This window comes from Salinicola salarius (genome assembly GCF_002179555.1).
Lineage (GTDB): Bacteria > Pseudomonadota > Gammaproteobacteria > Pseudomonadales > Halomonadaceae > Salinicola > Salinicola salarius_A.
The window spans coordinates 155,790-173,816 of the sequence record NZ_NHOU01000002.1 but is presented as its reverse complement, the minus strand read 5'-3'; the positions used below and the strand labels follow the sequence as shown (position 1 = coordinate 173,816).

The 18,027-nt window shown below is 63.6% G+C and carries 15 protein-coding genes; 2 read left to right on the top strand and 13 right to left on the bottom strand.

Going from position 1 to position 18,027, the window contains the following annotated elements; translation table 11 throughout:
- Nucleotides 1-177: 177 nt before the first annotated feature.
- From accC to dsbD, 4 genes are all read right to left on the bottom strand, one after another.
- Nucleotides 178-1,521: an acetyl-CoA carboxylase biotin carboxylase subunit gene (accC, locus tag CCD76_RS02485; RefSeq protein WP_087717959.1), complete on the bottom strand. Its 1,344-nt coding sequence runs from the start codon at nt 1,519-1,521 to the stop codon at nt 178-180.
- Nucleotides 1,522-1,556: 35 nt separating this feature from the next.
- Nucleotides 1,557-2,024 (bottom strand): acetyl-CoA carboxylase biotin carboxyl carrier protein, encoded by a 468-nt coding sequence (gene accB / locus CCD76_RS02480; protein WP_071232928.1) that lies wholly within the window; start codon nt 2,022-2,024, stop codon nt 1,557-1,559.
- Between the two features lie 103 nt (nt 2,025-2,127).
- Nucleotides 2,128-2,571, bottom strand: coding sequence for a type II 3-dehydroquinate dehydratase (gene aroQ, locus CCD76_RS02475; RefSeq protein ID WP_087717958.1), 444 nt, complete (start codon nt 2,569-2,571; stop codon nt 2,128-2,130).
- 250 nt (nt 2,572-2,821) lie between these two features.
- Nucleotides 2,822-4,894 carry a protein-disulfide reductase DsbD gene (gene dsbD / locus CCD76_RS02470; protein WP_179208819.1) on the bottom strand — a complete coding sequence of 691 codons (2,073 nt, stop codon included), beginning with the start codon at nt 4,892-4,894 and terminating at the stop codon, nt 2,822-2,824.
- A gap of 331 nt (nt 4,895-5,225) precedes the next feature.
- Between dsbD and CCD76_RS02465 the strand changes: the two genes are divergently transcribed.
- Nucleotides 5,226-6,266, top strand: a complete 1,041-nt coding sequence (locus CCD76_RS02465; protein WP_087717956.1) for a DUF2333 family protein — start codon at nt 5,226-5,228, stop codon at nt 6,264-6,266.
- A 128-nt stretch (nt 6,267-6,394) separates the two neighbouring features.
- On the opposite strand, the gene ppa is transcribed toward CCD76_RS02465, so the two are convergent.
- Nucleotides 6,395-6,925 (bottom strand): inorganic diphosphatase, encoded by a 531-nt coding sequence (gene ppa, locus CCD76_RS02460; RefSeq protein WP_087717955.1) that lies wholly within the window; start codon nt 6,923-6,925, stop codon nt 6,395-6,397.
- Nucleotides 6,926-7,114: 189 nt separating this feature from the next.
- Between ppa and CCD76_RS02455 the strand changes: the two genes are divergently transcribed.
- Nucleotides 7,115-8,833, top strand: a complete 1,719-nt coding sequence (locus CCD76_RS02455) for a bifunctional protein-serine/threonine kinase/phosphatase (protein WP_087717954.1) — start codon at nt 7,115-7,117, stop codon at nt 8,831-8,833.
- Nucleotides 8,834-8,939: 106 nt separating this feature from the next.
- Here the strand turns inward: CCD76_RS02455 and CCD76_RS02450 are convergent, their stop codons facing one another.
- The 8 genes from CCD76_RS02450 to CCD76_RS02415 all read right to left on the bottom strand — a co-directional run bounded on the left by CCD76_RS02450 (nt 8,940) and on the right by CCD76_RS02415 (nt 17,964).
- Nucleotides 8,940-10,223: a TRAP transporter large permease gene (locus CCD76_RS02450; protein WP_087717953.1), complete on the bottom strand. Its 1,284-nt coding sequence runs from the start codon at nt 10,221-10,223 to the stop codon at nt 8,940-8,942.
- A complete protein-coding gene (locus tag CCD76_RS02445) occupies nt 10,220-10,861 on the bottom strand; it encodes a TRAP transporter small permease (RefSeq protein ID WP_071232921.1) in 642 nt (213 codons plus the stop codon). Before CCD76_RS02445 ends, CCD76_RS02450 begins: the two co-directional genes overlap by 4 nt.
- A gap of 12 nt (nt 10,862-10,873) precedes the next feature.
- The gene (locus CCD76_RS02440) at nt 10,874-11,905 is read right to left on the bottom strand and encodes a TRAP transporter substrate-binding protein (protein ID WP_071232920.1); all 1,032 of its coding nucleotides are present in this window, start codon (nt 11,903-11,905) and stop codon (nt 10,874-10,876) included.
- 478 nt (nt 11,906-12,383) lie between these two features.
- Nucleotides 12,384-13,208 carry an HpcH/HpaI aldolase/citrate lyase family protein gene (locus CCD76_RS02435; RefSeq protein ID WP_087717952.1) on the bottom strand — a complete coding sequence of 275 codons (825 nt, stop codon included), beginning with the start codon at nt 13,206-13,208 and terminating at the stop codon, nt 12,384-12,386.
- Nucleotides 13,209-13,278: 70 nt separating this feature from the next.
- On the bottom strand, nt 13,279-14,478 hold the full coding sequence (locus CCD76_RS02430; protein ID WP_071232918.1) for a CaiB/BaiF CoA transferase family protein: 1,200 nt from the start codon (nt 14,476-14,478) through the stop codon (nt 13,279-13,281).
- 49 nt (nt 14,479-14,527) lie between these two features.
- A complete protein-coding gene (locus tag CCD76_RS02425; RefSeq protein ID WP_218776948.1) occupies nt 14,528-15,877 on the bottom strand; it encodes an MmgE/PrpD family protein in 1,350 nt (449 codons plus the stop codon).
- 24 nt (nt 15,878-15,901) lie between these two features.
- On the bottom strand, nt 15,902-17,089 hold the full coding sequence (locus CCD76_RS02420) for an acyl-CoA dehydrogenase family protein (protein ID WP_256961049.1): 1,188 nt from the start codon (nt 17,087-17,089) through the stop codon (nt 15,902-15,904).
- Nucleotides 17,086-17,964, bottom strand: coding sequence for an FAS1-like dehydratase domain-containing protein (locus CCD76_RS02415; RefSeq protein ID WP_256961048.1), 879 nt, complete (start codon nt 17,962-17,964; stop codon nt 17,086-17,088). Before CCD76_RS02415 ends, CCD76_RS02420 begins: the two co-directional genes overlap by 4 nt.
- Nucleotides 17,965-18,027: the final 63 nt, after the last annotated feature.

Genomic DNA, 18,027 nt, shown 5'->3' with positions numbered 1-18,027 from the left:
CTCTCCAGTCGAGATTGAGATAATCCAGTCGAGATTGAGATAAGAAGAAGGGCGGCCATCACCGGATGACCGCCCCATCACCACTTACCAGGAATCAAGGAAGCGCTGAATAAGTCGTCGAGCAGGATGAAGCGCAACGCAGCGATTCGTCTGCGTAGACATTTAGGCAGTGCTTCCTCAGCTCAGCCCGAGCTTCTTTTCAAGGTAGTGGATATTGACGCCACCACGCTGGAAGGCGCTGTCACGCACCAGATCCTTCTGCAGATCGATGTTGGTCTTGATGCCTTCGACCAGCAGCTCGTCCAGCGCATTGCGCATCCGCACCAGGGCTATTTCGCGATCCGCCCCCCAGGTGATCAGCTTGCCGATCAGGGAGTCGTAATGCGGCGGCACGCTGTAGCCAGTGTAGATGTGGGAATCCATGCGTACCCCGAGACCGCCCGGCGGGTGGTAGAGATTGATCTTGCCGGGGGAGGGCATGAAGGTGCGGGAGTCTTCGGCGTTGATGCGGCACTCGAAGGCGTGGCCGCGCAGTTCGACATCTTCCTGACGGATCGACAGCGGCTGACCGCAGGCGATACGCAGCTGTTCCTTGACGATATCGACGCCGGTGACCATTTCGGTCACGGGGTGTTCGACCTGGACGCGGGTGTTCATCTCGATGAAGAAGAACTCGCCGTCCTCGTAGAGGAATTCGAAGGTGCCGGCGCCACGGTAGTTGATCTCGATGCAGGCGTCGGTACAGGCCTTCAGGACCTTGGCGCGCGCTTCCGGGTCGAGATGCGGTGCCGGGGCTTCCTCGAGCACCTTCTGGTGGCGACGCTGCAGCGAGCAGTCACGATCGAAGAGATGGATCGCGTTGCCTTGACCGTCGGCCAGCACCTGGACTTCCACGTGGCGCGGGTTCTCGAGGAACTTCTCCATGTAGACGGTGCCGTCGCCGAAAGCCGCTGCGGCTTCGGAGCGCGTCACGCTGGCCGCCTTGGCGACTTCATCATCGTTGCGCACCACGCGCATGCCGCGGCCGCCACCACCGGCTGCCGCCTTGATGATCACGGGGTAGCCGATACGGCCGGCGATACGACGGATCTCGGCGTCGTCGTCCGGCAGCGGGCCGTCGGAGCCCGGCACCGTCGGCACGCCCGCTGCCTTCATGGCGTTGATCGCGCTGACCTTGTCGCCCATCAGCCGGATGGTCTCGGCGCGTGGCCCGACGAAGGTGAATCCGGAGCGCTCCACCTGCTCGGCGAAGTTGGCATTCTCGGCGAGAAAGCCGTAGCCGGGGTGGATGGCGCTGGAATCCGTCACCTCGGCCGCGCTGATCAGGGCCGGGATGTTCAAGTAGGATTGCGCCGAGGAAGCGGGGCCGATGCAGACGGCTTCGTCTGCCAGGCGCACGTGCATCAGCTCCCGGTCGGCCTTGGAATGAACCGCCACGGTCTTGATCCCCAGCTCCTTGCAGGCGCGCAGGATGCGAAGGGCGATCTCGCCGCGGTTGGCGATGAGTACCTTGTCCAACATGATGGTTTCGCTCGTGTGGCCCTAGTGGAAGATGATCAGTTGATGATGATCATCGGCTGGTCGAATTCGACCGGCTCGCCATCCTCGACCAGGATTGCTTCGATCACGCCATCCTTGTCGGCTTCGATCTGGTTCATCATCTTCATCGCTTCGACGATACACACGGTATCGCCTTTCTTGACGCTCTGGCCGACTTCGACGAACGCCTTGGCGCCCGGCGCCGGGGAGCGGTAGAAGGTGCCGACCATGGGCGAGGTCACTGCGTGACCGGCAGGCTGGGCCGGTGCCGCGTCGCCGGCTTCGGCAACCGGCGCGCTCGGTGCCGCTGGCGCGGAAGGTGCCATCGGCTGCTGCTGTTGCATGACCATTGGCTGCTGCATGGCGCCGAAACCGTTAGGGTGGCGGCTAATGCGCACGGACTCTTCGCCTTCCTGGATCTCGATTTCGCTGATGTTGGACTCTTCCAGGAGTTCGATGAGTTTCTTGACCTTGCGTATATCCATGGCGATGTCTCGGTTTGGTTGAATGCGATAGTTGGATATGGAAGTCGGATATGACAGTAGCGTGCGACGCGTGTCGCTAAACGTCCGCTGGCGAAAAAAGGGATCAGTCTCGATCCAGCTGCCTGAACGCGGCATCCAGCGCCAGCACGTAGCTATCGGCGCCGAATCCCGCGATGACGCCACGGGCGACGTCGGAGAAATAGGAATGTGAACGAAACGGTTCGCGCGCGTGCACGTTGGAAAGGTGCAGTTCGATGAACGGGATGGCGACACCGGTCAGCGCGTCGCGCAGGGCCACGCTGGTGTGGGTGAAGGCGGCCGGATTGAGCAGGATGAAATCGATGTTCTCCTGCTTCGCGCGGTGTACTCGCTCGACCAGTTCATGCTCGGCGTTGGACTGTAGCCAATCCAGTTGATGACCGGCGCTCAATGCGCGCTCGGTCAAGCGAATCCGGATGTCCTCCAGGGTGGTCGTGCCGTAGACAGCCGGCTCGCGTGTGCCGAGCAGATTCAGGTTGGGACCGTTGAGAACCAGGAGTCTAGCCATAACTGTCCTTGCGCTGTTAACCCTTTCATGGATTGTCAAGATCGCGTCACTTTGCTGCAAGATGCCGTCTCGGCGCACCGTTTTCGTTGGTGTCGAAGTTTGCCGAAAAATGCTGAGAGTGTCCACCCTCACCATCGAACGATGTTCGTTAATGCTTGGTTCCCCTTGCCGAGGGTTAACGGCGAAGAACCCTGAACAGCAACTGAGAACTGGAGCAGAAAGCCAGGAACCGAGAGCCAAGAACTAAGAACTAAGAACCGGACGCCGCTGAAGCGCGGTCATGTGCCAGCCGATTCACCGCGTTCAGGTGGCGAGCCAGCGCTTCGGCGTCGACTTCCCCCTGGATGCGGGCCCGTCGAAGCTCCGTGCCGTCGGCGAAAAACAGCAGCGCCGGCGGGCCGAACAGTTGGTAGTGCTCGAGCAGCGTGCGGCTTGCGGCGGTGTCCTGGGTCACGTCGGCGCGGATCAATGTGAAATCCGCCAGGCGTTCGGCCACGGCCGGCGCGGGGAAGACCGTCTGCTCCACCACTTTGCACGAGATGCACCAGTCGGCGCTGACGTCGACCATCACCGGCCGCCCGCTGGCTCGCGCCGAGGCCAGCGCCGACTCGAGCTGGTCGAGGTGATTGACGGTCTCGAAGGTCAGGTTCGATGCCTCCGAAGATGCCTCGGTGTTCGATCCCGATAGCGGGCGCAGTGGATCGCCACTGCCCTGGGCCGCGCCCCAGATCATCGCCACGCCCCACACCAGCAGTACCCAGCCGGCCGCCTGGCGGACCCGCGACCAGCCGCCGCCGATCTGTCGATCCAGCGCGCCCAGTGCCAGCGCGCAACCCAGCGTCAGCGCTCCCCACAGCAGCAAGACCGCCGGTGCCGGCAGCAGGCGCTCGACCAGCCAGATCGCGACACCCAGCAGCATCACGCCGAACAACGCCTTGATGCCTTTCATCCAGGCGCCGGTGCGGGGTAGCCACTGCCCGCCGAAAGTCCCGACGAGAATCAGCGGCACCCCCATGCCGGCGCCGAGCGCGAGTAGCGCCAGTGCACCGCCCAGGGCGTCGCCGGTGGAGGAGATGAAGACCAGCGCGCCCGCCAGCGGTGCGGAGACGCAGGGCGAAACCACCAGCACCGACAGGGCGCCGGCCGCGGCCAGGCCGAGCGGGCCGCTACGCTGCAGTCGGCCTTGCCAGGTATCGACCCGCTGGCTGATCCCGTTGGGCAGCCGCAGGTCGAACGCGCCGAACATCGCTATCGCGAAGAGCACGAACAGCAGCGCGAAGGGGATCAGTATCCAGCCGGATTGCAGCCGCGCCTGGAGATTGAGCGAGGCGCCGAAGACGCCCATCAACGTGCCGAGCAGCGTGAACGTCGAGACCATGCCGATCACATAGCTCGTCGACAGCAGCAGCGCCCGCCCGCGACGCGCGCTCTGGCCCACGATGATGGAGGTCAGGATCGGCAGCATGGGTAGCACGCAAGGGGTGAAGGTCAGCCCTAGCCCCGCGAGGAAGAAAAGCCCCAGCGTGCTCGCTCCGAGGCCTTCACGGAGCAGGGATTGAAACTGGCCATCGGCGGTGGCGATCGGCAGCGCGGAGCTCTCGCTGGCTGAATCGGGCGACGGGGCCACCGTTGGTCTAGACGTTTCGGGAATAGACGCTTCGAGGATAGACGTTTCGGAGATGGACGCTTCGGGGACGGCGGCCGAATTCGAGAGCGGTTCGTCTCCGGGCGATGCGGAAAAAGGATCGCGGGTGGCCTCGGGACCGGAAGCCGGCGATAGGATCGGCGAGGCCTTGGCGTCACTGCTGGCATCGCGATAGGCGGCGGGCGGCGGCCCGGCCTTGGCGGTCAGCGTCCAGTGCTCGGGGGGATAGCAGAGCCCCGCATCGGCACAACCCTGGAAGGAGAGCGTGATCGGTATCGGTGCTTCGGGATCGAAATGTGCGCTGTCGGCCAGCGGTGCGCTGATCTCGACCGGATCATGGAAGACGTGGACATCGCCCAGATAGGGATCGTGCTTGAACTGGCCGGGCGGGATCCGGAGCGATCCTAACGCGATCTCGGGCTGGCGGCTTTCCAGGCCGAAGCGATGACGGTAGAGATAGTAGCCGGGCTGGTTGCGGATGCCGACATAGACCCGTTCATCGTCATGCCAGGCGTAGGCATGAAAGGCCTGGTCGACCGGCAGGAACTCGTTGCCGCCGCGAGCGGAAAAGGCGACCTGATTCGAAGAAGCGGGAGAGTCCTGGGCCTGGGCTGGGGCAAGGGCTGCCAACAGGCAGTAGCCGAGCACCAGGAGACATCCGTAAAAGCGTGACGTCAAAACATGAATTCCTGACAACGATGAAAGCGCAGACCTGGCGTGCCCGGCGATGGTGACATGATGAACCAAGGCATGCCGCGTACGTGCTTACCGCGTACGTACTTATCAAAAGGCGAATGACGCTTTGATCGCAAGGTGCGAGAAAAGTGCCGCGGCGACAGCGCAGTAGGCCGATATGCAGCGAAAGACGAGCTGCGTGTGACGGGGAGCATGATAGGATAGAGTCAATCCTATCCCAACCCTGTTTCCGTTGACGCTGGCCTCCCGGGCCGGTTTTACGATCGATCGTCACGACCGGCTTTCACACTCTCAGCAATCACAAGGATCGTCCATGGCCCTGTTTCGCAAGAAGGCGCCGCTATCGCGCACCGAGGTTCTCGAAACGCCCCAGTACGGCTGGATCTGGAAGCCGCTGGTGGCACTGGTCGTCATCTATCTGCTGGTCTGCATCGTTCTTGGCATCTGGTGGAGCTGGACGCCGTCACCGACGGACCCCAGGCAGGCGGTCCAGATGCAGCGCGGGTTCCCGCAGAGCGTGGATACCGGCGGCGATGACGCCCAATCGCCGCCGGCCATCGCGCCTGGCGAAGCGCTTCTTGCCAGCAACATCTCGATTCTCGATACGCTGCTCGACAAGCCCGGCGGCTACCTTCGCAACGATGTGATGCCGCCCGGTCTGTGGCTCGACAACATGCCCAACTGGGAAGCCGGCGTGACCCGGCAGGTCCGCGATGCGGTAACCCTGCTGGGTGAAGCGCTGAGCGCGGGCGATGCGCCGCTGGCGCAGGCCAACGAATCGCTCGCCGGCGATCTGGAAAGCTGGCGCTGGCCGGCCTCCGAAACCGTGTTGCGCGCGGCGCGCAATAATCTCGGCGAAGCCTTCACCGCCGTGGAGAATGCTGCCGGCCCGGGGGCGCCCAATCAGGACGCTGCCGCTTCGACTGACGCACCCGCTTCGCTCGATGCTTCGGCGCTCTCCGACTGGCTGGCGCAGGTTCAGCAGCGACTGGAGGCCCAGACCCGGCAGCTGGCCGCCAACGTCGGTCAGTCGCCGAACGGCGATGAGCAGGACGACAGCACGCCGTGGCTGCGAATCGACAACGTGTTCTTCGAGGCCCGCGGCACCACCTGGGCGCTGGCGCAGCTGATGCAGGCCGCCAGAATCGATTACGCCGATGCCATCGAAAGCAGCGGCGTCGGCGCCGATTTCGATCAGCTGGTGGCGGAGCTGGAGAGCTCCCAGGCGCGGGTCTGGAGCCCGGTCATTCTCAACGGCTCCGGATTCGGGCTGTTCGCCAACCACTCGCTGATGATGGCCAACTACACGGTGCGGGCGTCTCAGCTGGTCGAGAAGATCCGCAATCAACTGTGAGCCTGACCTGACCGGCCGATGAGCCGTAACGCAAAACGCCGCCCCGGTTTCGATGCCGGGACGGCGTTTTTTCATCGTTTCATCAGAGCCTCGATCGGACGCCGAGGCTCGATGAGCAGTCGCGGCGCTTATTCGTTCTCGTAGGCGGCGACGGCCTTCTCGATGGCCTTGCGGGCGGCGTCGGCGCCGTCCCAGGAGTCGATCTTGACCCACTTGCCTTTCTCGAGATCCTTGTAGTTCTCGAAGAAGTGCGCGATCTGCTGACGCAGCAGCTCGGGCAGGTCAGTGACCTCGTGCACGTCGTTGTAGAGCGTGCTCAGCTTCTCGTGGGGCACGCAGACCAGCTTGGCGTCCTCGCCAGCCTCATCGGACATGTTCAGCACACCGACTGGGCGGGCGCGGATCACGCTGCCGGGCTGGACCGGGTAGGGAGTGACGACAAGCGCGTCGAGCGGGTCACCGTCATCGGCCAGGGTGTTCGGAATGAAGCCGTAGTTGGCCGGGTAGAACATCGGCGTGGCCATGAAGCGGTCGACCACCAGCGCGTCCATGTCCTTGTCGATTTCATACTTGATCGGCACGTGGTTGGCGGGAATCTCGATCGCCACGTACACGTCGTTGGGGAGATCCTTTCCGGCGGGAATCTTGTCGAAACTCATCGTTGAGTCCTTGCGGTTTGCAGGTTGAACACCAGCGGGCGAAAATCGGGGGAATTATACGAACTGGCTAGGCCGATTACCAACCTGGGCATTGGCGTCCGTTCATGCGGGATAGCCGATGCCGCCTGCAGTCGTGAATCCGAGATTGCCCGATCACTCGCCGTTCGTCGATCCATTGGGAGAAACCCGTTGTCCAAGAGTTCGCTGTCACTGACCTATGGCCAGGCCTTCGTCGCGCCGGACCTGCATCGTCATCGCAGCTCGATGTCGGTGCAAATCCCTCAGGGCGAGCAGCTGATCTCCAAGGGGGGCTGCGCGCTGATCAGCGATTCCACCTGGCGCAACTCGATCGCCAAGCAGGCCGGCGACCTCAGCGTCAGGGGCTTTCTGGCCGACTACTACTCGACGCCGGATCACTGGGACATCAAGACCTCGGCCACTCGCGTGCTGCGGGCGCTGAATAGCTGGTGCCACAGTCAGAGCGGCTATATCGAGGGCGGCAGCTACATCTGTTCGCTGTCGGCGATGATCTTTCATCAGCACGATGCGCATCTCTTCCACATGGGCGATACCCTGGTCTATCGAATCCGTGGTGCGGAGTTCGAACAGCTGACCCGCGACCATGTCACCGACCTGGGCGGCTATCGCTATCCTTCGCGGGCGCTGGGGATGGATGGCCATGTCGATATCGACTACTCCACCTTTCCTCTCAAGCAGGGCGATCTCTTCCTGTTCATGACCCAGGCCGTCCGCGGCACGCTGGTGCCCTCAGAGTACGTGCAACTGATCCGCGCCGATGTCAGCGATCTCGACGCCGCCTGCGAACGGCTGGCCGAAGCCGCCAACCAGCGTGCCATCGAGCGGGGCTACAACGCCAACCAGTTCTGCTTCCAGCTGGTCAGGGTCGATCGCCTCTCCGACGACGAACCGGACGAACAGCCCCGCGTCTTTCATCATCTGCCGGTGCCGCCGGAGCTGGCCAAGGGCGAGCGTCTCGATGGCCTGGAAGTCGTCGAGGTGCTGTCGCGCACTGCCAAGGCGCGTCTCTACCATGTGCGGGACGTGCGCAGCGGACGCGACATGGTGATGAAGGCGCCGAGTCCGGAGCTTTCGACCCGTAACGTCTATCTCGAACACTTCGGCCTGCAGCAGTGGGTCGTCGAACGCGTCAACTCGCCGTTCGTGGTCAAGGTGATGGAGCCGGCCAGAACGCGCCGCTATCTCTACTACCTGATGAGCTATGTCGACGGCGAAACGCTGACCGAATGGCTGAGAAGGCATCCGCAGGCCAGTCTCGACCAGCGGCTCGACATCGCGCGGCAGCTGGTCAAGGCGGTACAGGCGCTGCATCGTCACGACGTGCTGCATCAGCATATCCACCCGGACAACATTCTCATCGACCGGCATGGCAATCTGGTGCTGACCGATTTCGGCGCCTGTCACAAGCGCGAAGGCGATGCCCAGGGCGAGGCACGCCAGCTGGCGCGTCAGGTCGGCCTGACCGAGCACAGTGCGCCGGAGTACGCGCTGGATACCGAGGTCGGCCGTCGCAGCGATCAGTATTCGCTGGCATCCACCGTCTACTGGATGCTCACCGGGCATCTGCCTTACACCCTGCTGCCCAACCATCTGCGCAGCCATACCGATCTGGAGCAGATGACCTATCGCCGCGCCCAATTGAGCAATCCGGCGATCAGCACGGATCTCGACGACGCACTACGGCGCTCGCTCGATCCGCTGCGTGCGTTGCGGTTCCGGCGGCTCACGGAGCTCGCCTACCATCTGCGGGCGACCCCCAAGGGCGACGACGAAAGCCGGCGCCCGCCGTGGCGGGAGCCGGCGAACGTGTGGCAGGCGATCGCCACCGTACTGCTGCTGTTGCTGATTCTTTCCTGGTGGTTCAAGTAGCGATGTGACCCATGTGGCTGGGCTAGCCGGGCGATGGCATGCTCAACGAAGAGGGCGCCGTGATGGCGCCCTCTGTGGTTGCGTTGTGTGATCCTCTTCCAGTTCGCTAAGGCATGCCCAGCCAGTTGGGCAGGCCCAGCGACAGGAATGGCACGTAGGTGACCAGCAGCAGGAAGCCGAGCAGCAAGAACAGCCAGGGGGAAGCCGCCCGGATCGTGCGCGTCAGCGGCATGCCGGTAACGGCGGAAGCCACGAACAGGTTCAGACCCACCGGCGGCGTCACCAGGCCGATCTCCATGTTGACCACCATGATGATGCCGAAATGGATCGGATCGATGCCCAGTTGTGCCGCCACCGGGAACAGGATCGGCGCCAGGATCAGAATGATCGCCGACGGCTCCATGAACGATCCTGCTACCAGCAGCACGATATTGACTACCAGCAGGAAGGTGATCGGCGAGAAGCCCTGATCCACGACCCATGCCGTGATCGTCTGCGGGATCTGCTCCGTGGTCAGCACATGGGCGAACAGCATCGCGTTGGCGATGATGAACATCAGCACCACCGACAACTTGGCGGCGTCGAGCAGCACGCCCGGGCACTGCTTGAAGGTGATGTCCTGATAGACGAACAGGGCCACGAAGCCGGCGTAGACGGCGGCTACCGCCGCAGCCTCGGTGGGCGTGAAGAAGCCGCCGTAGATACCGCCGAGCACGATCACGATGGTCAACAGCCCCCAACTGGCCTTGCGGGCCGTGGAGAGAAATTCACCGATCGAGGGGCGGGGCAGGGCCGGCATCTTCTTGACGCGGGCGACGATATAGATCGCCACCATCAGGATCAGGCCCAGCAGCAGCCCGGGCACGATACCCGCGACGAAGATCTTGCCGACAGAGCTTTCGGTGACCGTGGCATAGACCACCATCACGATCGACGGCGGGATCAGGATGCCTAGCGTCCCCGCGTTGCAGACGATGCCGGTGGCGAAATCCTTGGTGTAGCCGGACCGCGCCATCCCGGCGATGACCACCGAGCCCACTGCCGCGACCGTCGCCGGGGAGGAGCCGGAAAGCGCCGCGAACATGACGCAGGAGAGTACCGAAGCGATCGCCAGGCCGCCGCGAATGTGCCCGACACAGGCGTTGGCGAAATTGATGAGCCTTCTTGCCACGCCACCGCTGGTCATGAAGGCGCCGGCGAGAATGAAGAACGGAATCGCCAGCAGCGTATAGTGCTCTGAGGTCTCGAACAGCTTGATCGCCAGCGAGCTCAGGGAATCCTGGCTGAACAGCAGGATCGTCAACGAACTGGCAATGCCCAGCGAGAATGCGATCGGCACGTTGAGGAAGAGTAGGCCGAAAAGCACCACGAACAGAAAGGCGATGGTCATGCCGACTTCTCCTCAGTGCTGGCTTCTTCCTTGAGCTTCAGGGCGTCCGTGGACTCGTTGCTCAATTCCATGGTGATCTGCTTGCCGCGCAGCATGCGCACCAGCACCTCGATCAGGCGGATAAGGACCAGCGTGAAGCCGATCGGCACGATGATCGTGATATGCCATTGCAGCACGCCGTACTGGTCGAGATCCTCGGCCCCGATCCGCGCGCGCATCAGTGCCTGTACCCAGGTGTAGCTGGAGACGGCGAACAGGGCGGTGTAGGCGATGCAGATCAGGCACGTCAGGATGCCCACGGCGCGACGCAAGCGCTCCGGCAGCAGCCTGACGAGCAGGTCGACCCCGATGTTGGCGCCGATGCGCACGATGTAGGCAATGCCCAGGAAGATCAGCCAGGCGAAGCACGCCTTGGTCAGGGCGATGCTCCAGGTCATCTCCTGGGCCAGATCGATGATGAAATCACCGATCGCGAAGAGCGGCGTTTCCGCGAACGGGAACAGGTCCGCCGCATCGTAGAAGACGGTATAGAGGTTGTTGACCATCACGTAGCTGAAGGTCACCAGGGTCATGAGGGCGAGGAGGAAGGCCACCAGGCCCTCCTCCAGATGCGCCCAGGCACGCAGGAAACGTGTCATGGTTCGGCTCGATTACTGGCTGTTTTCAGACGAGGTGGCGTCGGACTGGTTGGCGCTATCGGCAGCCTTGATCAGGTCTTCGCCGATATCATCCTGAAACTTCTCCCACACCGGACGAACCGCGTCGCGCCACTCTTTACGCTGTTCGGGAGTCAGCTGGATGATCTCGCTGGTACCAGCATCGACGATGGACTGCTTGGCGTCCTGGTTGAGATCGTAAGCCTGCTGGTTCACCTTCTGCGAGACATCGGCCAGGATCTCTTCAAGCTGGGTGCGAACGTCGTCCGGCAGCCCGTTCCAGAAGTCGGCGTTGGTGATCACCATGTAGTCGATGATCCCGTGGTTCGACTCGGTGATGTAAGGCTGCACTTCGTGCATCTTCTGGCTGTAGATGTTCGACCAGGTATTCTCCTGACCATTGACCACGCCGGTCTGCAACGCCTGATAGACCTCGCCGAAGCTCATCTTGCGGGGGACGGCACGGAGTTCCTTGAACTGTTCGTCGAGCACGTCCGAGGCCTGCACGCGGAACTTGAGACCGCGGGCATCACCGGGTTCACGCAGCGGCTTGTTGGCGGAAAGCTGCTTCATGCCGTTGTGCCAGTAGGCCAGGCCCTGAATATTGCGATCCTGCATCGAATCGAGCAGGCCCTGGCCCTCGTCGGACTGCTGGAAACGGTCGACGGCGTTGATGTCGTCGAACAAAAACGGCAGATCATAGAGCTGCAGGCTGGGGCTGTACTGCTCGAACTTGGCGAGTGAAGGCGCCAGCATCTGCACGTCGCCGAGCAGCAGGGCTTCCATCTCCTTGCCATCGCCGTAGAGCGACGAGTTGGGATAGACCTCGACCTTCACGCGGTCGCCGAGCTTTTCTTTCACTTCCTCGGCGAACATCTTCGCGCCCTGGCCCTTGGGCGTGTTCTCGGCCACGACGTGGGAGAACTTGATGACGATGGGATCCTGCGCCTGAGCGCTAGCAACGCCACCCATCAGGATGGCAACCCCGATCGCGCCAGCCACGGTTTTTGGATTGATGAGAGACATGGCATTTCACTCCTGAGTTTGTTCTGTCGTCTTGGCGTCTTTGAAGACACCTTATTGGCGATGCCATGCGGAGTATGCGGAGAATTACATGGACTCGTATATTCAACCTTTGGCGGGAGTCGAGGCGCTGAAAATCAGGGAAGATAACATCGTTTTCTGGTTTAAAAAGTTTAAAAAGTCGATATAAGATAGGGCGATGTAATTATTTTTGCGTCGCTTTGAGAATTAAAAATCCATTAAATTCAATGATTAACATTGATTATGGAATATCGAAAAGGCGGCGTCGCCGGTATTGTCGTCGATCTAAATGCGGGGTTGATGAGCCGAGGGGAATCGAAAATATTCCGGCAGGTTGCGCTGGTGGAAAAACGTCTCGTGACGGAAATTGACCGTCGTCCCCGTTGCGTGGAGAGCCGGACGTTCGAAGAGCCGGAAGTCGAACGGAAATACTCCTCCCGACTTCCGGCAAAATCCGGGTTCAGCCCCGTTTCGCGCTGGCGATGAGCCGGCGGGCACGGGCCATGACCGGCGCATCGATCATCTGGCCGTCGATCTGGCCGGCGCCAGCATCGCGTTCGGCGGCTTCGAGTACGCGTGTCGCCCAGGCCAGCTGGTCGACGGTGGGCTGGAAAGCATCGTTGACCACCGCAACCTGACGCGGATGAATGCAGAGCATGCCGCTGAAACCCATCTCGACGGCCAGCCCGGCAGCGCGTTCGACGACGGCCATGTCGCGAAATTCGGGGTGTACGGTTTCGATCGGTGCCGCGAGCCCGGCCAGGCGCGATTGCAACAACAGTTGATAGCGGGCCTGATTCAAGATCCAGTCGCCGCCTTCGCTACCCGGCTCGATCCCCAGATCCAGGCCGAGGTCCAGCGCGCCGAAGCTCAACTGCACGACGCCGGGAGAGCGGGCGAGCTCGGGCAGTGCCTGCAAGCCCCTGGCGCTTTCGATCAGTGGCATCAGCGCCAATCCTAGGGTGCCAGCCTGGGCGAGTGCCTCGGTCGTCTCCGCCTTGGGCACGACGAGGCCGGCGATGCCGGGCCGATCCCGGCACAGCGCCAGATCCGCGTCGAAATCGGCGGTATCGGCGGCATTGATGCGCACCCAGACGGCCTTTTCCGGCGCCTGGTCGAGGAAGGCTTCCAGCGCGCGGCGCGCTTCCGGCTTGGCTTCGGGGGCGACGGCATCTTCCAGGTCGACGATGACGATGTCGGCACCGCTGCCGAGCGCCTTGGGGATGCGTTCGGGACGATTGGCCGGCACGAACAGTGCCGAGCGGGGCAGGGTGGTCGAGGTCATGGGCGCATTTCCTTGTGTGAGCGGATGAGGGCGCGGGCGAAGGCGATAGAGAGAGAATTAGCCGGTCCGCTCAGATCGTACCGGCCTGGCGCAGCTTGTCCACGTCCTCGTCGGCATAGCCCAGCTGCTTGAGAATGGCCTCGCTATGCTGGCCGAGCGCGGGGACGGCATCCATGCGGGGCTCGTATGCCGCGTTGCGTCCGGGCGGCAGCGCTGCCGGCACCTCTCCGCCGGGCGTCATCACGCTACGCCAGCGATCCCGCGCCGCCAGCTGCGGATGCTGCCACACGCCCGCCATGTCGTTGACGTGGGCGTTGGCGATCTGAGCGCTTTCGAGACGCTCGATCACCTGCTCTGCGCTGAGTTCGGCAAAGACTTCGTCGATCAGCGTGCGCAGCGCGGCACGATTCTCGGAGCGCTTGAAGTTGGCATCGAAGCGCTCGTCCCGGGCCAGCGCCGGTTGCTCCATTACCTTCTCGCAGAACAGCTGCCATTCGCGCTCGTTCTGCAGACCGAGCATGACCGTGCCGCCGTCGCCGGTGGGGAAGGGGCCATAGGGATAGATCGTCGAGTGGGACGCGCCGGCACGAGGCGGCGGGGTTGCGCCGTCGAAGGCGTAGTACATCGGGTAGCCCATCCATTCGACCAGGCTCTCCAGCATCGAGACGTCGATGTGAGAGCCTTCTCCGGTACGCCCGCGCAGCAGCAATGCCGAGAGGATGTTGCTGTAGGCGTACATGCCGGCGGCGATGTCGGCGACCGAACAGCCCGCCTTGGCCATTTCGTCCGGCCCCGGGCCGCCAGTGACGGAGAGAAAGCCCGCTTCGCTCTGGATCAGCAGGTCGTAGGCTTTCTTCGTCTCGTAGGGGCCGCCCTCGCCGTAACCGGAGATATCGCACACGATCAGGCGCGGAAACTGCGCATGCAGCGTGTCGAAGTCGAGCCCCATGCGGGCGGCGGCGCCCGGCGCCAGGTTCTGCACCAGCACGTCGGCTTCCGCGAGCAAATCGGAGAGAATCGGTTCGGCAGCGTCGTGCTTGAGGTTGAGCGTCAGGCTCTCCTTCGACCGGTTGGTCCAGACGAAGTGCGAGGAGAGACCGTGGACGCGCTCGTCGTAGCCGCGGGCGAAGTCGCCGACGCCGGGGCGCTCGATCTTGATGACTCTAGCGCCCTGATCGGCGAGTTGCCGCGTGCAGAAAGGCGCGGCTATGGCATGCTCGAGGCTGACCACGGTGATGCCGTCCAATGGACGAGGGGGATGAGCAGTCATGGCAGATCCTGTCCGGAAAGCGGAAATTCGATAGGGGTAAGGAGCCGGGTCACAGCAGCGGCTCGAGACGGTCGAGCGCCGGCAGGTTCCAGGCATGGGCGATCAGTTTGGCGGTTTCATCGTCACTGGCCGCGCCCGAGAACGTCACGAGACGGCGGAACTTGGCCTCCAGTTCGTCCCGGCTCAGGGTGTTGCCCGGGTCGCCCTTGGGTTCGTCGATCGCTGCGCTCAACTGGCGGCCGTCGCGGGTCGTGACGTCGATCCGGCCCAGCCAGCGGCGCGGGTAGGCCGCATCCACCTCAGGGTCCAGCACCATCGACACCCGCCGGCGGAAGTCGGCTACGGCCTCGTCCTGCAGCGCATGGTCGCGGAAGCTGGCCAGGCTGGCATCGCCGTGGACGGCGATCAGCCCCAGCACGCTACCCATCGAGAACTTGGCCTGGTGAATGGTGCGAGGGTCGGTCACGGGGCCGAGTACGTCGATCGCGGCCTGATGCACTCTGGCCGTGACGGTTTCGATATCGTCATGAGCCAGGGCTTCTCGCTGCATCAGGGCCAGCAAGGCGTCCGCTGCCGGATGTGTGTGCCGGCAGGAGGCATGGAACTTGAACGAGGTCTCGACCAGCGCCCAGCGTTCGCCGAGCCGATCCGTCAGCCGGTCGAGATCGGCATCGGTGGACATGCCGGCAGCCATGCCTTGGGGGCCTTCGAGAACATGTCGGGCGCCCGTCAGGCCGCTGTGGGTCATGTAGGCGGCGAGCAGGCCGTCGGACGCGGCCTTGGCAGTGTGGAGCTGCTTGGAGTCGGCGGCGTCGCGCAGAAACTCCCACAGCCCGGCGGCCTGGGTACCGGCGCTGCCAAGCAGGTTCACGAAGCCGTCGGTGTCGAGCTTCATCAACTTGCCCGCGGCCACGGCGGCAGCCAGGGTGCCGGCGGTGCCGGTGGTGTGGAAGATGCGGTAATGGGAGCGGCCGAGAAACTCGCCGACCCGAATCCCCGCTTCGTAACCGGCGACGGCGGCGGTGATCAGATCCTGGCCACTGCAACCCAGATCCTGGGCGGTCGCCAGCGCGGCGGGGAAGACCACGGTGGCGGGGTGGAGCACGGAGCTGTTGTGCAGGTCGTCCTGCTCGACCACGTGCGAGGCGGCGGCATTGACGAAGGCGGCAAAGTGGGGCGAGGTCATGCGACGGTCGGTCAGCTGCTGGCAGCCGCCGTCGCTCGGGCCCATGAGCTGGCTGTAGCGTTCGAACAGCGGGATCGGTGCATGATCCTTGCCCGCCAGGGCCGAGCCCAGCCAGTCGAGGTAGAGCGCCTGGCAGCGTTCGACGACATGGCCGGGCAGTTGCTCGTAACGGAGTTCGGCCAGAAACGCGGCCAGGGTTCGGGTGGCATCCATGGTCATTCCCTCGCGGTTGCGGCGTCAGAACGAACGTGGCAGATCGAGCAGATGCTCGGCCACGTAGGAGAGAATCAGGTTGGTGGAAATCGGCGCGACCTGATAGAGCCGGGTCTCGCGGAACTTGCGCTCGACGTCGTACTCGGTGGCGAAGCCGAATCCGCCGTGGGTCTGCAGGCAGACATTGGCGGCTTCCCAGGACGCCTTGGCCGCCAGGTACTTGGCCATGTTGGCGCTGGCGCCGGCCGGCAGGCCCGCGTCGAACTCCTGGCAGGCGCGCCAGCGCATCAGGTCGGCGGCTTCCACCTCGATATGCGCCTCGGCGATGGGGAACTGCACGCCCTGGTTCTGGCCGATCGGCCGGTCGAAGACGATACGCTCGTTGGCGTAGCGGCTGGCCTTGTCGATGAACCAGCGGCCATCGCCGATGCACTCGGCCGCGATCAGGGTGCGCTCGGCATTGAGCCCATCGAGAATGTAGCGGAAGCCCTTGCCTTCCTCGCCGATCAGGCTATCTGCCGGCAGCTCGAGGTTGTCGAAGAACAGCTCGTTGGTCTCGTGGCCGACCATGTTGGCGATCGGCTGGACCGTCATGCCGTTGCCGATCGCCTGGTGCAGGTCGACCAGGAAGATCGACATCCCTTCCGACTTGCGCTTGACCTCGGCCAGCGGTGTGGTGCGGGCGAGCAGAATCATCAGGTCCGAATGCTGAATGCGCGAGATCCACACCTTCTGGCCGTTGATGACGTACTTGTCGCCGCGCTTCACGGCCGTGGACTTGATCTTGGTGGTGTCGGTGCCGGTGGTGGGCTCGGTGACGCCCATCGATTGCAGCCGGAGCTCGCCGCTGGCGAGTTTGGGCAGTATCGCGCTCTTCTGGGCCTCGCTGCCGTGCTTGAGCAGCGTCGCCATGTTGTACATCTGGCCGTGCACGAACCCGGCGTTGCCGCCACAGCGGTTGACCTCCTCGAGGATCACGCTGGCCTCAAGCAGACCCAGGCCGGAGCCGCCGAACGCCTCGGGGATCATCGCGCCGAGCCAGCCGGCTTCGGTCAGCTCGGTCACGAACGTTTCGGGGAAGCCCTGGACTTCGTCGATCTGGCGCCAGTACTCGCCATCGTACTGCTGGCACAGGCTGCGCACGCCGTCGCGGATCGCTTCCAGCGCCTCGTGGTCGATCGGATCATGGCTCATGGTCGGGGGCTGGTTCATGAGTGTGTCGGCTCCTGGGGTTCGGCGCTGTCGTTATTGTGGAATTCGACCGTGGCGCGCTGCGCCGGTCCGTCCGCGTTGCCTGCCGTCAGCTCGGCACGGCCGGCGTCGGTTATCCGTCCGGTGGTCTGGAAGGGCTTGTTGGCGATCAGCGGGCGCAGGCCGCGATATTCCAGGCGTGTGGGCCGGGCTTGGGGGTTGGCCTCGCAGAAGGCTTGCAACTGGAGCGTGGCGATCAGCGGCCCATGCACCACGAGGCCCGGATACCCCTCGGTGTCGGTGACGTAGGGCCAGTCGTAATGAATCCGGTGGCCGTTGAAGGTGACCGCCGAGTAGCGGAACAGCAGAACCGGATCGGGCTCGATGGTCTGCGTCCAGTCCGCGGCCGGCATCGGTTCGTCGAGCGACAGCTTGGGCGGTGCTGGCTGGCGGTAGACGATGTCCTGTTCTTCGCGGATGGCGAGCTCGCCAGCCTGGTAATAATCGTGTTGCACGGTCACGAACAGCAGCGAGCCGGTGCGGCCGTGCTTCTCCTGGATGTCGGTCACCGTCGAGGCACGCTCGGCTTCGATGCCCGCTTTCAGCGGCGTCAGGAACGCGAGCCGCCCGCCGGCCCACATGCGGTTGCGGTCGTCTGCCGGGGGCAGAAAACCGCCGCGGGTCGGATGACCGTCGCCGCCCAACTGATCGCCAGGGAGCGGGTTCTGGAAGAAGGCCCAATGCCACAGTGGCGGCAAGGGTTCGCCCGGGGCCGGGCAGGGTTTGCCGAAGGTGGCGGCGACGCGGGCGACCAGCGCACTGTCGAGATGATCCGTGCTCTGTTCCCGATTACCGATCCAGCGTTCGAGCGTGTTGTGGGGCATGCTGTCGGACATGAGGCTATCCACCAGTCTCGTAAGGTGTCGCTAGCATGGCCGGACTCGATTCCCGGCGAAATC